The sequence below is a fragment of the Labrys monachus genome, from assembly GCF_030814655.1.
Lineage (GTDB): Bacteria > Pseudomonadota > Alphaproteobacteria > Rhizobiales > Labraceae > Labrys > Labrys monacha.
The window spans coordinates 2,092,733-2,107,880 of sequence record NZ_JAUSVK010000001.1 but is presented as its reverse complement, the minus strand read 5'-3'; the positions used below and the strand labels follow the sequence as shown (position 1 = coordinate 2,107,880).

General features: G+C 65.4%; 12 protein-coding genes. 1 reads left to right on the top strand and 11 read right to left on the bottom strand.

The window, feature by feature from the left end; genetic code table 11:
- Positions 1 to 83: 83 nt before the first annotated feature.
- The 9 genes from J3R73_RS09555 to J3R73_RS09515 form a co-directional block, all read right to left on the bottom strand.
- Positions 84 to 656, bottom strand: a complete 573-nt coding sequence (locus tag J3R73_RS09555) for a DUF2478 domain-containing protein (protein ID WP_307425554.1) — start codon at positions 654 to 656, stop codon at positions 84 to 86.
- 161 nt (positions 657 to 817) lie between these two features.
- Entirely contained in the window at positions 818 to 2,068 is a 1,251-nt protein-coding gene (locus tag J3R73_RS09550; RefSeq protein ID WP_307425551.1) for a molybdopterin molybdotransferase MoeA, read from the bottom strand.
- A gap of 2 nt (positions 2,069 to 2,070) precedes the next feature.
- On the bottom strand, positions 2,071 to 2,355 hold the full coding sequence (locus J3R73_RS09545) for a hypothetical protein (RefSeq protein WP_307425547.1): 285 nt from the start codon (positions 2,353 to 2,355) through the stop codon (positions 2,071 to 2,073).
- 9 nt (positions 2,356 to 2,364) lie between these two features.
- Positions 2,365 to 3,267 carry a peptidylprolyl isomerase gene (locus J3R73_RS09540; RefSeq protein ID WP_370879877.1) on the bottom strand — a complete coding sequence of 301 codons (903 nt, stop codon included), beginning with the start codon at positions 3,265 to 3,267 and terminating at the stop codon, positions 2,365 to 2,367.
- Between the two features lie 3 nt (positions 3,268 to 3,270).
- Positions 3,271 to 4,050, bottom strand: coding sequence for a respiratory nitrate reductase subunit gamma (gene narI, locus J3R73_RS09535; RefSeq protein WP_307425544.1), 780 nt, complete (start codon positions 4,048 to 4,050; stop codon positions 3,271 to 3,273).
- A gap of 13 nt (positions 4,051 to 4,063) precedes the next feature.
- The gene (gene narJ / locus J3R73_RS09530) at positions 4,064 to 4,768 is read right to left on the bottom strand and encodes a nitrate reductase molybdenum cofactor assembly chaperone (RefSeq protein WP_307425541.1); all 705 of its coding nucleotides are present in this window, start codon (positions 4,766 to 4,768) and stop codon (positions 4,064 to 4,066) included.
- A complete protein-coding gene (gene narH / locus J3R73_RS09525) occupies positions 4,768 to 6,294 on the bottom strand; it encodes a nitrate reductase subunit beta (protein ID WP_307425538.1) in 1,527 nt (508 codons plus the stop codon). The genes narJ and narH overlap by 1 nt, the downstream gene beginning before the upstream one ends.
- Positions 6,291 to 10,034 carry a nitrate reductase subunit alpha gene (locus J3R73_RS09520; RefSeq protein ID WP_307425535.1) on the bottom strand — a complete coding sequence of 1,248 codons (3,744 nt, stop codon included), beginning with the start codon at positions 10,032 to 10,034 and terminating at the stop codon, positions 6,291 to 6,293. Before J3R73_RS09520 ends, narH begins: the two co-directional genes overlap by 4 nt.
- Positions 10,035 to 10,050: 16 nt before the next feature.
- Complete coding sequence (locus tag J3R73_RS09515) at positions 10,051 to 12,792, bottom strand: nitrate/nitrite transporter (protein ID WP_370879876.1); 2,742 nt, start codon at positions 12,790 to 12,792, stop codon at positions 10,051 to 10,053.
- A 170-nt stretch (positions 12,793 to 12,962) separates the two neighbouring features.
- On the opposite strand from J3R73_RS09515, the gene J3R73_RS09510 reads away from it, so the two are divergent.
- Positions 12,963 to 13,676: a helix-turn-helix domain-containing protein gene (locus tag J3R73_RS09510; RefSeq protein ID WP_307437229.1), complete on the top strand. Its 714-nt coding sequence runs from the start codon at positions 12,963 to 12,965 to the stop codon at positions 13,674 to 13,676.
- A gap of 109 nt (positions 13,677 to 13,785) precedes the next feature.
- Here the strand turns inward: J3R73_RS09510 and J3R73_RS09505 are convergent, their stop codons facing one another.
- The gene (locus J3R73_RS09505) at positions 13,786 to 14,520 is read right to left on the bottom strand and encodes an RES family NAD+ phosphorylase (RefSeq protein ID WP_307425532.1); all 735 of its coding nucleotides are present in this window, start codon (positions 14,518 to 14,520) and stop codon (positions 13,786 to 13,788) included.
- 2 nt (positions 14,521 to 14,522) lie between these two features.
- Entirely contained in the window at positions 14,523 to 14,921 is a 399-nt protein-coding gene (locus J3R73_RS09500; RefSeq protein ID WP_307425530.1) for an MbcA/ParS/Xre antitoxin family protein, read from the bottom strand.
- Between the last annotated feature and the right edge of the window lie 227 nt (positions 14,922 to 15,148).

Below are 15,148 nucleotides of genomic sequence, written 5' to 3'. Positions count from 1 at the left end.
GTGAGCGCCGTGTCGACCACCCGGCACCGGAGACTGTAGTCACCATTCCGAGCGGGAGCTCCCAGGACGATGCGGCGGCCGGATCATGCCGCTCCCACCCCCTGCTCCGCCCGAATCGGCCCGAAGCCAGCCCGCAGATGTTGGACCGCGAGGAGCGGGTCGGTGTCGAGTTCGGACAGTTCGATCACGCGCTCGAACCCCGCCGAGAATGCGCAGAACGGTGCGAGATTGATCAGGGGAACACCGATCAGGACAGGAACGGACCGCTCGATCGCGTTGCCGATCAGCGCTCTGAACCCGCCCCCTTCGACCTCGGCCTTGCCGAATTTGCAGAGGACCAGGAGATCGGTCCGGCCGGACAATCCGGCTTGCGCCGCCTCGCAGGCGCGCAACAGCCTGTCGGTGTTCAGGACACAGCCGCGGGCGTGAGAGCCGCGGTCGTCGGATATGCCGTGGCTCTCCCCGGTCGCGAGGTCCAGCAGATGCATGTCGCATTTCACGCGATCAGGCTTGGGTTCGCTGCGCTGGATGAGACCGGCCAGCCGCAGCCCCTGATCGGCCATCACCGCAGTGATGGCCTGCAGGAAAGCCTCGAATTGCGCACCGCTGGAATAGACGATCGCCGTGATCGGATAGTTTCGTTCAGCGATCTGCATGCGAGAACTCCTTGTATGAAGGCACCGGCTGGCGGACATGGGCGGCGTCGGTCCGCGGCCTGGCGCCAGCATGGAACGGGCCACGGCCCGGACGAAAGGCTGGATCGAGCCTGTGCGGCATCCTCCGCCCGGCACCGTCGACCAGAAAGCAGGCCATGCCCCTATCCGCCCAGACGCGGTTGATCGAAGGGGAGGACTTCGAGGCACGTACCGGCCTCAAGGGGCGTCGATGCGCCCGGCACGACGGCAACGGCGTCGGCGGACACCATCGGCATCATTCTGTGCGAGCCATCCGGTCCGCTGCGACGGGCGGTCAACCGGCCGTGCTCGACGCTCAGGCTCACGGGCAGCAATTCCGTGCGATCCGGCTTGCGGGACGCTGCGAAGGCTGTCCTGGCCGTGACGCGCTTCGCCGGAGCCTGGCCGAGCAGCCTTCTCGTCATCGGGCGCACGAAGGCGAGTGCGCCATAGGCCGCGGCCTGCGGATTGCCCGGCAACCCCGCGAAATACGCCTCCCCGATCATGCCGAACGCCAGCGGCTTGCCAGGTTTCATCGCCACCTTGACGATGTCGAGCCGACCGCCGGCGCGCCCGACCGCATCGCGCACGTGATCCGCGTCTCCAACCGACATGCCGGCCGTGGTAATCACGAGATCGACCGCCCCCGCCTGGGTTTGGAGCGCATCCGCGATGGCGTTCACCTCGTCGCGCACGCTCAGCGACACGATATGTGTGTTGGGGCCCGCCAGGAGCGCTGCCAGCATCGGCCCGTTCGAATCGTAGATGGCGCCGGCCGGCAGCGGTTCGCCGCCGTCGCGAAGTTCGGAGCCGGTCGTGACGACCGCGATCCGCAACGGGCAGGCAACCCGCACGGTCCTGACGCCGAGGGCTGCGAGAACAGCAATGTCGGCCCAGCCGATCATGCGGCCCGGCTCGATGACGGCAGCGCCCCGCACCACGTCCTCACCGCTCCTGCGGATATGGGCGCCGGGCTCGATGGGAAGATCGAAATGCAGGAGGTCGCCCCGGCGCGCCACATGCTCCTGCATCACGACGGCATCGGCGCCGGTCGGCAGCGCCGCACCCGTCATGACGCGATGCGCCGTACCCGGGCGCAGGACGCCCGGCGCATCTCCGGCATTCGTGCGTCCGCCCATCGGAAGGACCACAGGCACGCCCTTCCTGCCGGACAGGCAGACGGCATATCCGTCCATCGCAGCCTGATCGAAAGGCGGCAGCGCGCTCGGAGCCTCGATCGCCGCGGCCAGGACGCGCCCGGCAGCGAGGGCTATCGGCACGTCTTCCGACCGGTCGAGCGGCCGGGCGAGCGCCGCGGCAGCGTGCCGCGCGGCATCGAAGGACACCGTCTGCGTATCCGCGCCAAAATTATCGTCGCGTAGGGCGGCACCCATGGTCAGCTCTCCCTTGTCTGCGGCAGGGCCTTTTCGAGAATGGCGCGCATCGCGGCGAGGCCCGGATCGTCGGCACGGTTCATGATGCCGATGAGCTGCGTCCAATGATCGTCGGACGCCGTCTCGATGAAATTGCGCACGATCGAAGCGATGTACGCGCCCGGCGGCCGGCCGGACGCATCGGCGGCCGAGGCCAGCCGCGCCAGCAAGGACGGGTCGTCGAAAGCAGCGACCAGGGTCATGGCGATCTTCGGATCGTCCAGCGAAGCGATGAGATTTCCGAGCATCGCATCCCCTCACTGCACCAGTGGCGACGAGGCGCCATCGATCGCAATTCCGGTGATGACCGCCTGGCCGACGAGCAGAGAAAGATACTGCGCCGTCGCCTGCCGCCGGACGTGTTCGGTCAGATAGGAAGCGATGCGGTCGCGCACAGCCTCGAAGGGGAGCTGGCGGCCCTCGATTCGCCGGGTCAGGCGAATGAGGTGGACGCCGTAACGCGTCTCCACCGGCGCCGAGATGTCGCCGGGGGCGAGTTCGACGAGAGCGGCTTCGAACGCCGGTGTCGTGTCGCCCGGCCCGATCTGGCCGAGGCTGCCGCCAACAGAGCCGGACGGGCAATCAGAACAATCGCGAGCCAGGGCGGCGAAACGTTCCGGCTCCGCCGCCAGGGCGGATCTGAGCGAGGAGGCCCTTTCGCGCGCCGCCGCGAAGGCTTCCTCATCCTCGCGGCGAGCGCCGATCAGGATATGATCGGCTTCGTAGAGCGAGGGGGTGACGAAGCGGCGAAGGTTGTTGTCGTAGAACCGGCGGAGCGTCTCTTCGTCCGCGTCCGGGACATGGACTTCGCGTTCGATGAGGCTGCGCATCTGTGCGTCTTCCGGGGTCTCCCGCCGCCCATCCGCGTCGGTTCGCTGCTCCGCGCGGACATCGAGACGGTACGCTTCCTGCAGGAGCAATTCGCGGACGACCAGCGCACGGGTCGCCGCCGTCCAGCCCTCGCCGGGATTGCGGGCCGGAAAGTTCTGCACCTCGGCGGCGATCGCCTTGCGGGAGATCGTCACGCCATTGACGGTCACTGCGGGCATCGCCACGCGCTCGCCCGACGGCCTGGTGTCCGGTGCCGCAGGGCGATGTTCGTGCGGATGGTCCGTCGACGGCTTGCTGCCGCCCGCGTGATTGATGATGAGCGCGGTCATGATCTACTCCGCCGGGTGGGTGGTGGGATGGGTGGCGACCGGCCGCACGGGCACATGGGGCCGGACCGTCGGCACGGGCGTGGATGATCGGCGGTCCGCAAAGCGCGTGCGCACGACCTGGTAGCCGGGGCGACCAAGATACCAGATCGGCGCACTCCAGACATGGACCAGCCTGGTGAAGGGGAAGACGAGGAAGATGGTCATGCCCAGAAGGAGATGGGCCTTGAAGATCGGATTCACGTCGGCGACATAGGCAGCCGCGGAAGGCTGGAGGGTCAGGATGCCCTGCGCCCACCTCATGAACTTCACCATCTCATGGCCGTCCATATGGCCGAGCGAGACGAAGATGGTGGAGAGGCCGATGGTGAGTTGAAGCCAGAGCAGCAACAGAATGGCGATGTCGCCGAAGCTGGAGGTGTTGCGGATCCGGGCGTCGAAGAGCCTGCGGTGAGCAAGAAGTGCGATGCCGACGAAGCAGGCGATGCCTGCGACACCCCCGACGACGATCGCGAGGCCCTGCTTGAAGCCGTGAGAAATGCCGAGCGTGTCGAAGACCCAGATCGGCGTCAGCAGGCCGACGAAATGCCCGCCGAAGATCGCGAGGATGCCGACATGGAACAGATTGGAGCCCCAGCGAAGCTGGCGGCGGCGCAGGAGCTGGGAAGACCCGGTCTTCCAGGTGTATTGCTCGCGGTCGAAGCGGATGAGGCTGCCGAGGAGGAACACCGTCAGGCAGAGATAGGGATACCAGCCGAAAAGCGCGTCGTTGATGGCGTTGGACATTGTCTCCCCTCCCCTAGGCCGCGCCGCGCCGTACGTCGCGGTTGGCGGCGCGCATCTGGATCCTCAGCCGGTCGACGGAGCAGCCGTCGGTCGCATTCCCCGGACCGAAGGTGACGGCGGTTTCCTCCCAGGCGGCATCGATGGCCGCGAGGTCATCCGGTTCGTCGTCGGCTTCGGCCGTGCCGGCGATCCCGGCGCTCTCGCTGACGATCGAGAGCAGAGCTGTGAAGACGGCGGCGTAGGCCCCGTTTCGTCTGGCCAGCCGTTCCTCGAGCAAGGTAAGGATATGGGCCGTCTCCCGGAGCAGGCCACGCGCCTCATCGAGGGGACGCGCCGAGAGAAACTCCAGGAAAAGCGGGATGAAGTCGGGCAGCTCGTTCGCAGCGATCATAAGTCCGCCGCGCTGATAATGCTCGACCAGATCGACCATCGCCTGGCCCCGGTCGCGGCTCTCGCCGTGGATATGCTCGAAGAGATGCAACGAATGGCGGCGCGTCTTGTCGAACAGCTCGACATAGCGTTCCTGCAGGTCATACAGGTCTCCCGTGCTCAGATCGGCGAGCAGGGGGCGGAGCTGCTGCATCGCTTCCTGCGATACCAGCCGCTCCGACGTGATCACCGCGCCGATGTCCGGGATCGCCGTGGCGAGTTCGCCGGTCGGATAGGCAAGGAGCGCCGAGAGCCCCTTGAAGCTCTTGTTCGCGGGCAGGTCGGTCATCATGCGATCTCCATCGGATTCGTCGGCCGCTTGATCTGCTTGGTTCCGAAGAGGTTCGTCTCCGTCGAGCCGCCCGAGCAGCCGTTTCCGAAGGAGAAGCCACAGGAACCGCGCATGTCCTGCGCGTCTTCGCTCCATTCGCGATGAGCGGTCGGGATGACGAAGCGATCCTCGTAGTTTGCGATCGCCATCACCTTGTACATCTCGTCGATGGCCGCGCCCGTCAGGCCGACCCGTGCCGCGATCGCCTCGTCGAGGCGGCCGTCGATCGTCTTGGCCCGCATGTAGCTGCGCATGGCAAGCATGCGTTCGAGCGCCAGCGCCACCGGCTCTTCTTTTCCCGCGGTGAGCAGATTGGCTAGGTATTGGAGCGGGATGCGCAGGCTGCGCACGTCCGGCATGTCGCCGTCGACGCCCATCTTGCCCGCCGCGGCCGCCGACTGGATCGGCGACAGGGGCGGCACATACCAGACCATCGGCAGCGTCCGATATTCCGGATGCAGCGGGAAGGCGATCTTCCACTCCATCGCCATCTTCCACACCGGCGAGAGCTTGGCGGCCGCCAGCCAGTTGTCGGGAATACCGTCGGCGCGGGCCTGAGCGATGACCGCGGGATCGTTCGGGTCGAGGAAGACGTCGAGCTGGGCCTGATATAGATCCTTCTCATCCGGCGTGCTGGCGGCCGCCTCGATGCGGTCGGCGTCGTACAGGATGACGCCGAGATAGCGGATGCGACCGACGCAGGTTTCCGAGCAGACCGTCGGCTGGCCTGCCTCGATGCGGGGATAGCAGAAGATGCATTTCTCCGATTTGCCGGACGACCAGTTGTAGTAGATCTTCTTGTAGGGGCAGCCGGACACGCACATGCGCCAGCCGCGGCATTTGTCCTGGTCGATCAGAACGATGCCGTCCTCCTCCCGCTTGTAGATGGCGCCCGAAGGGCAGACAGCGGCGCAGGCCGGATTGAGGCAGTGCTCGCACAGCCGCGGCAGATACATCATGAAGGTGTTTTCAAACTGCCCGTAGATATCCTTCTGGACTCCTTCGAAATTTACGTCCTTCGAACGTTTTTCGAATTCGCCGCCGAGGATTTCCTCCCAGTTGGGACCCCATTCGATCTTTTCCATGCGTTCGCCGGTGATGGCCGACCGCGGGCGAGCGGTGGGGAAAGCCTTCGATTCCTTCGCCGTGTGCAGATGCTCGTAGTCGAAGGTGAACGGCTCATAATAGTCGTCGATCTCCGGCAGGTCGGGATTGGCGAAGATATTGGCGAGGATGCGCCATTTAGCGCCGATCTTCGGCTCGATGCGGCCGTTCTTCTTGCGACGCCAGCCACCATTCCATTTCTTCTGGTTTTCCCACTCCTTGGGATAGCCGACGCCGGGCTTGGTCTCGACATTGTTGAACCAGGCGTATTCGACGCCTTCCCGATTGGTCCACACGTTCTTGCAGGTGACGGAGCAGGTATGGCACCCGATACATTTATCGAGGTTGAGCACCATCGCGATCTGGGCACGGATTTTCATTCTGCAGCCTCCTTCGGCGCTTCGGATGCGAGCGGCCCTTCGAGCCAGTCGACATTGGCCATCTTGCGGACGACGATGAATTCATCGCGGTTGGAGCCGACGGTTCCGTAATAGTTGAAGCCGTAGGACTGCTGGGCGTAGCCGCCGATCATGTGGGTGGGCTTCAGCACCGTGCGGGTGACGGAGTTATGGATGCCGCCGCGATTGCCGGTCATCTCCGATCCCGGCGTGTTCACGATCTTTTCCTGGGCGTGATACATCATCATCATGCCCGGCTTGATGCGCTGGGAGACGACGGCGCGGGCGGTCAGGGCGCCGTTGATGTTGAAGACCTCGACCCAGTCATTGTCGACGAGGCCGGCGGCCTTGGCGTCGGTCTCGGAGATCCACACCACCGGCCCCCCGCGGTTGAGCGTCAGCATCAGCAGATTGTCGGTGTAGGTGGAATGGATGCCCCACTTCTGGTGCGGCGTGATGAAATTGAGGACGATCTCCTTATGCCCGTTGGGGCGGACGTCCTTGATGCCGGGGATCGTCTTGAGATCGACCGGCGGCTTCCAGGTGACGAGCCCCTCGCCGAAGGCCCGCATCCACAGGTGATCCTGGTAGAGCTGCTGGCGGCCGGTCAAGGTGCGCCATGGGATCAGCTCGTGGACATTGGTGTAGCCGGCATTGTAGCAGACCTTCTCGCTCTCGATGCCGGACCAGGTCGGCGAAGAAATGATCTTGCGCGGCTGGGCCTGGATGTCGCGGAAGCGGATCTTCTCATCTTCCTTCGACAAGGCGAGATGGGCGTGCTCACGGCCGGTGATTGCCGACAAGGCTTCCCACGCCTTGATCGCCACCTCGCCATTGGTCTCCGGCGCCAGCATGAGGATGACCTCGGCCGCGTCGATGTCGGTCTCGATCCTGGGCAGGCCCCTGGCCACTCCATCGAGGCGTATGCCGTTCAGCGCGCCGAGCGCCTCGACCTCGCGCTCGGTGTTCCAGGCAATGCCCTTGCCGCCATTGCCGACCGTCGCCATCAGCGGCCCCAGCGCCGTGAACTGGGCGTAGAGGTTGGGATAGTCGCGGGTGACGAGCGTCACCGAGGGCATCGTCCTGCCCGGTATCGGCTCGACTTCGCCGAGCTTCCAGTCCTTCACGTCCAGCGCCTGCGCCATCTCGGCCGGGCTGTCATGCTGGATGGGGGTGAGAACCACGTCCTCCTCGATGCCCAGCACCTCGAGCGAGACGTCCGAGAAGGCCTTGGCGAGGCCCTTGTAGATCTCCCAGTCGGAGCGCGATTCCCATGCCGGGTCCACCGCCGCGGAGAGCGGATGGATGAAAGGATGCATATCGGAGGTGTTGAGGTCGTTTTTCTCGTACCAGGTGGCCGTCGGCAGCACGATGTCGGAGTAGACGCATGTGGTCGACATGCGAAAATCCAGGGTGACGAGCAGATCGAGTTTCCCCTGCGGCGCGGTCTCGTGCCACACGACTTCGGTGTTGCGGACCGCCCCTTCCGCGCCCAGATCCTTGCCCATCACGCCATGGGTGGTGCCGAGCAGGTGCTTGAGGAAATATTCGTGTCCCTTGCCGGACGAGCCGAGCAGGTTCGAGCGCCAGACGAACATGTTGCGCGGCCAGTTGGCGGGATCGTCGGGGTCGTGGCAGGAAAGCTCCAGCTCGCCGGACTTCAGCGCCCCGGCGACATAATCCTTCGGTTCGAGGCCGGCCGCCCTCGCCTTGCCGGCGATCGTCAGTGGGTTCTGCTTGAGCTGAGGCGCGGAAGGCAGCCAGCCCATCCGCTCGGCGCGGACATTGTAGTCGATGAAGCTCTTGTTCCAGTCGCCCTCGGGTGCGGTGGGCGAGAGGATTTCGGCGGCCGTCAGGGTCTCATAGCGCCATTGATCGGTCTGGGCGTAGAAGAACGAGGTGGAATTCATGTGCCGGGGCGGACGGTTCCAGTCGAGCCCGAAAGCCAGCGGCGTCCAGCCCGTCTGCGGGCGGAGCTTTTCCTGCCCCACATAATGCGACCAGCCACCGCCCGACTGGCCGATGGCGCCGCAGAAGACCAGGAGATTGATGATCCCCCGATACGTCATGTCCATGTGGTACCAGTGGTTCACGCCGGCGCCGAGAATCACCATCGAGCGGCCGTTGGTCTTTTCCGCATTGGTGGCGAATTCGCGCGCGACCGTGATGATCGCATCGCGCTTCACGCCGGTGATGCACTCCGCCCAGGCGGGCGTGAACGGCACGTCCTCGTCATAGCTGCTGGCCGCATGCTTGCCGCCGAAGCCACGGTCGAGGCCGTAATTGGCCATCATCAGGTCGTGCACGGTGGCAACCGCCACCCTCGTGCCGTCGCCCAGTTCGATGCGGCGGACCGGGAGGTTGCGGGTGAGGATCTCTCCATGGCTGGTGGCGACGAAGTGCTCGGTGGCGCGGCCGCCGAAATAGGGAAAATCGACGGCTGCGATCTCGGCACCTTCGCCTGCAAGCGTCAGCTTGAGACGATGGTCACGCCCTTCCCCATCCTTCTCCTCGAGGTTCCATTTGGCGCTCTCGCCCCAGCGATAGCCGATCGAGCCGCGCGGAGCGACGAGGGCGTCCGTCCCCTCGTCGATCGCCACCGTCTTCCAGGCCGGATTGTTGGTCTCGCCCAGGCCGCCGGCCACTTCGGAGGCGCGCAGAAGCCGTTCGGGGACAAGCCGGCCGTCGCGTGCGGTCAGGCGAACCAGGAACGGCAGGTCGGTATAACGGCGGGCGTAGTCGTCGAAATAGGGAACCGTCCGATCGAGATAATATTCGCGAAGGATGACGTGACCCATGGCCAGGGCCAGCGCCGCATCGGTTCCCTGCTTCGGGTTGAGCCAGATGTCGGCAAACTTGGTCGCCTCGGCGTAGTCCGGGCTGACGACAGCGCTCTTGGTGCCCTTGTAGCGAACCTCGGTGTAGAAATGCGCATCGGGCGTCCGCGTCTGCGGCACGTTGGAGCCCCAGACGATGATGAAGCCGGCATTGTACCAGTCGGCGCTTTCGGGGACGTCGGTCTGTTCGCCCCAGGTCTGGGGGCTGGCCGGCGGGAGATCGCAATACCAGTCGTAGAACGACATGCACACGCCGCCCATCAGCGACAGGTAGCGTGAACCCGCCGCATAGGAGACCATCGACATGGCCGGGATCGGCGAGAAGCCGATGACACGGTCGGGGCCATAGGCCTTTACCGTATAGGCGTTGGCCGCCGCGATGAGTTCGTTCACCTCGTCCCAGGTGGCGCGCACGAAACCGCCATGGCCCCGGATCGAGACGTAGGACTGCCGCTTGTCCGCATTCTCGACGATCGAGGCCCAGGCCGCGACGGGCGGCATGGTGGCGCGCGCGGCACGCCACAGCTTCAGCAGCCGCCCGCGGATCATCGGATATTTCACGCGCGCGCCGGAATAGAGGTACCAGCTGTAGGAGGCGCCACGCGCGCAGCCCCGAGGCTCGTGGTTGGGCAGATCGGGCCGCGTGCGCGGATAGTCGGTCTGCTGCGTCTCCCAGGTGACGATGCCGCCTTTGACATAGATCTTCCACGAGCAGGAACCGGTGCAGTTCACCCCATGCGTGGAGCGCACGATCTTGTCGTGCTGCCAGCGCTTGCGATAGCCGTCCTCCCAGGAACGATCCTCGTTGGTGACGATGCCGTGGCCATCGGAGAAATTGTCCACGGTCTTGCGGAAGAAGGTGAGCCGGTCGAGAAAATGCGACATTGCTTTTTGACCCCTGTTATTTTGCTGCGGCCGGATGGACGGGCGAGCTGCGCTTGGCGCGCTCCACGTCGTGGAGAAGGCCGCCCTTGCGCGTGTAGACGGCCCAGGTGATCGCCAGGCAGCTCACGTAGAAGAGAAGGAAGCCCCACAGGGCCGCCTCCGGCCCCCCCGTGAGGGCGATCGAGGTGCCGTAGCCCTTGGGGATGAAGAAGGCGCCGAAGGCCGCGATCGCCGAGGTGAAGCCGGTGATGGCGGCGGATTCCTTCTCCGCCTGCCGCCGGCGCGTTTCCGCATCGGCGGCAGGCATCAGGCGGCCCATCTCCTTCGCCATGATCACGGGGATCATCTGGAAGGTGGACGCGTTGCCGACGCCGGTGGCGAAGAACAGCACGAGGAACGCCGCGAGGAAGCCGTAGAAGGCACCGGGCTGATCCTTGACGCCGACGAACCACAGAACCCCGGCGACGCCCGCCATCATCAGGACGAAGGCCCAGAAGGTGACGCGCCCGCCGCCATATTTGTCAGCCAGCCAGCCGGAGCCCGAGCGCGAGAGGGCGCCGACGAGCGGGCCGAGGAAGGCGAACTGCAGCGCATTCACCTCGGGGAACAGCATCTTGGACAGCAGCGGGAAGCCGGCGGAGTAGCCGATGAACGACCCGAACGTGCCGGTGTAGAGCCAGCACATGATCCAGTTGTGCCGTCGCTGGAAGATGACGGCCTGCTCGGCGAAGGAGGCCTTGGCCGAGGCGATGTCGTTCATGCCGAACCATGCCGCGAAGGCCGAGATCGCGATGAACGGCACGAAGACGAAGCCGGCATTCTGCAGCCAGAGCGGTGCCTCGCCGGCTGCCCCCTTGACCATGGCGGGATCGCCGCCGAGCCAGCCGAAGATGCCGGCGGTGATCGCGAGCGGCACCACGAACTGGACGACGCTCACCCCGAGATTGCCGAGGCCGGCATTGAGCGCCAGCGCGTTGCCCTTTTCCGCCTTCGGGAAGAAGAAAGAGATATTGGCCATCGAGGAGGCGAAATTGCCGCCGCCGAAACCGCAGAGCAGCGCCAGCCCCAACAGGATCACATAGGGGGTGTCGGGGTTCTGGACCGCATAGCCGATCCCGACAGCCGGAATGATCAGCGACCAGGTCGTCAGGGTCGTCCAGAGCCTGCCGCCGAAGATCGGCACCATGAAGGAATAGAAGATGCGGAGCGTGGCGCCCGAGAGGCCGGGCAGAGCGGCGAGCCAGAAGAGCTGGTCGGTGGTGAAGGTGAAGCCGACGAGCGGGAGCTTGGCGACGACGACGGACCATACCTGCCAGATGGCGAAAGACAACAGGAGCGCCGGGATGGAAAGCCACAGGTTGCGCCGGGCGATCCGGCGCCCCTTCTCCTGCCAGAACGCCGGGTCTTCCGGCCGCCAATCCGTGAGGGCGCCACCTTTCCGCGGCGCCGTCGCGGGCTCGGGCATGCCCTGCATCTCGGGGAAGGGCGGGAGTTCGGCGAGCGCTTCGCCGACGGCCGCCCGTTCCATCTGGCGGATGGCGGCGTGCATCCACAGGAGCGCGCCGGTGACGAGGACGAAGAGCGCCATGAAGCAGCTCGTCCACAGGCCGGTGAGATCGAGCAGCACGCCGAACAGGATGGGCAGCAGAAAGCCGCCGAGGCCGCCGATCATGCCGACGAGACCGCCGGCCGAGCCGACATGATCGGGATAGTAGACCGGGATGTGCTTGTAAACGGCCGCCTTGCCAAGCGCCATGAAGAAGCCGAGCACGAAGATGGTGATGATGAAGCCGACGAGGCTCATCTCGAGGTGGAAGGCCGTCGTGCCCTTGAGGCCATGCACGATGTAGTCGGTCGGCGGATAGGACAGGATGAAGGTCGCCACCGCCGAGACCAGGAAGGTCCAGTAGAGCACGCGCCGGGCGCCGAAGCTGTCCGAGAGGTGCCCGCCATAGGCGCGAAAGAGACTGGCCGGCACCGAGAAGAAGGCCGCGATCATGCCGGCCGTCTTGATATCGAGGCCGTAGACGTTGATGAGATATTGCGGCAGCCACAGCGCGAGCGCGACGAAGGCGCCGAAGACGAAGAAATAATAGAGCGAGAAGCGCCAGATCTGCACGTTCTTCAGCGGCTCGAGTTCGAGCCAGGCGCTCTTCGGCTTGATGCCGGAACGCCTGCGTTCGACGATGACCGGGTCATCGCTCGTCGTGAACCAGAAGACGGCCGCCATGAGGAGGAGGCCTGCCGCCCAGACCTGCGCCACCGCCTGCCACCCGAAGGCAACGAGCACGAAGGGCGCAAGGAATTTGGTGACCGCGGCCCCCACATTGCCGGCGCCGAAGATGCCCAGCGCCGTTCCCTGCCTTTCCGGCGGATACCAGCGCGACACATAGGCGACGCCGACGGCGAAGGAGCCGCCCGCGATACCGACGCCCAGCGCGGCCAGCAGCATCTGGGGATAGGTATGGGCGCCGGCCAGCAGGAATGTCGCCGTCGCGGCGGCCAGCATGGTCATCGTGAAGACCACCCGGCCGCCATATTGATCCGTCCAGATACCCAGCGCGACCCTTATCAGGGATCCCGTGAGGATCGGCGTGCCCACAAGCAGGCCGAACTGCGTTTCGCTGAGGCCGAGTTCCTGGCGGATGCGAATGCCGATGATCGAGAAAATGGTCCAGACCGCGAAGCAGACCGTGAACGCCGCCGTGCTCGCGCTTAGGATCTGACCGGATTTCGAATACACGGTCGGTTGCATCATATGCAGTCCCTTCGACAATGGGTCCCAAGGAGCGGAATCACATCCGCCGGGGCCCAAATTGCCGAAGTCGCCGCGTCGCAACGTGATCTGAATCAAATATGTATGTGACATTTGTCACAAGTTGAGGACGGCGATCGGACACTCGATCGGGAGACAATCGGTTGGACACAGTGACGGACAGGGACGCGGCGCCTGAAAATCTGCCGCTCCTGCGCGGATTGTCGGAGGCAAGGCGTGCAGGCCTGCTGGCCAATGCGGTCGTGCACGGCGTCGCCGCCGGCACGATCCTGTTCGAGCAGGGCGACGTGCCGAACTTTCAGCTGGTGGTGCTGTCGGGATCGGCGCAATTGTTCGGACGATCCGCCGAAGGCCGCGAGGTGCTGATCGAAGCGGTTCGCGCCCCGGATCTCATCATTCCCGCGGCTGTCGTCACCGGCGCCCCCTATCTCATGCAGGCCCGCGTGCCGGAGCCGTCCCGCCTGCTGCTGATCCATGCGGCCGCGTTTCGCGCCGCCGTCGAGACAGACCCGGTGTTGGCGCATTCGGTGATCGGAAGCCTGGCGCAGCAATTCCGGCGCATGGTGCGGCAGGTCAAGAACCTGAAGCTGAGGTCCTCGACCCAGCGTGTGGGATGCTACATCCTGGCCTTGTCCCAAAGGCAGGGCACGCCGGATCGGATCGTGCTCCCCTACGAGAAAAATCTCATCGCGTCGGAACTCGGCATAACCAGGGAGTCGTTTTCGCGCGCGCTGTCGAGCCTGGAGAAGTCAGGTATCAAGGTCCAGGGCCAGACGATTGCCATTCTCGACAGGATGCGGCTGGCTGCCGAATGCAAGCCCGATCCGTTGATCGACGGAACCGGCGACGACGACCTTGTACCGTGAGCGGCCTGCTGCGGGCCGGCGGGCCGACCAGGCATGGCCTGGGCCGGCATCCCCCCTTAAAACGGTGTCGGGCGGTTGCCGGCTGATCGTCGGCACGGACGAACGGCGCCTATTCGGTGCCGCCAGCCTCGCCGGGAGCGCTCGCCGAGCCCGGCAAAGCCACCCATTCGTCGTTCAGATAGTCGAAGTAGCGGTCGACGCGCGTGCCGTTCCAGCGATATTGGAGATGGCGTTCCTGCATGGGGATCCGCACCGCACGCGGCTTGAATGCGCCGAGGCAGAACCCGCCGGCGCAGCGAACGCTCGGATAGACCAGGCCGAGAACGCCGGCGTCCCGCCGCGCCCGGGCAAAGGGCTGCGACGCGGCGTAAGCCGATGGATCCAGCACCTGGGAGCGCTGGGGCTCGGCCAGATCGTCCACATCCTCGAACGCCTCATGCACCGCGCCGACCAGCACCCGCATATCCTCGGTGCGCAGGGGATCGCCGCTGTCGCGGGCGAAGGCCTCGAAATGGTGAACGGTCTCGGCGATCGCGGTGCGCAGATCGGACGCGGCATAGTAGACGCCGAAGCTGCCGTCGCTGAAGCGCGATCCTTTCGGATTGACATGGGTGAATGACGCCATGATGTAGCTCGCACCCGGGCCGCTCACACGGTCCTCCGGCGCGACCAGGGCGATCTCGCCCACCTCGTCGCGCACGCGCGGGTTCGTCATCTGCTCGAGCGCGATCAGCGCCTCCCAGACCTTCGGGTCGGCCGTCAGCCTCTCGAACAAGCCGATCGGCGGATAGCGGGAGGCGATGATCCGCCAGGCCTGGGGCCAGTCGACGCGGCGAAGCGCCATGATCAGCTCCAGGGCGCCCGGGCCGCATCGAGATACGACCTGACGGCCGCGAGGTCCGTCACGTCGCCGGCGGACATGCGCTGCAGCGGCGTCTGTCCGCCGAACGCCCGATTGGGACGCGATACCCAACCATCCGCCAGATGCGGATCCGAATAGACGATCTGCAGCGCCTTGTAGATGCCGGCGACATATCCGATCCGGCGCAGCGTGTCCTGGGGCACACGCACGCCCTTCCCGGTCCGCCAGGAATAATAGGTCCGCTCGGGAGGAGAACCGAGAATCGCCCGACTTTCCTCGGCGCCGGCGCGCCAGGCCTCCATGATCATGAAGAAGCCCCGCATGGCGGCGGCCGCGTCGATCTCGGCGGCAGCGGCACGGACTCCCAGGGTGGTAGCGAGCATAGCGATGTCCTGCAGTTTCGCCGAATATAGCTGTTTACATGCGAATTTGCAACGAAGTGGCACCCAAGGCTTTCGAACCCGCGACAGAAGCCCGGCAGCCGGGCGTTCGAATCGGCCCCCCGATCGGCCGGCAACGGCCCGTCACCGGCCGTCGGCACCGGGGAACGCTCGGGGAATGTCGCCTGCCTAAGGTGCCCGCATCCTGCTTCAAGGACCAAGGAGAGACC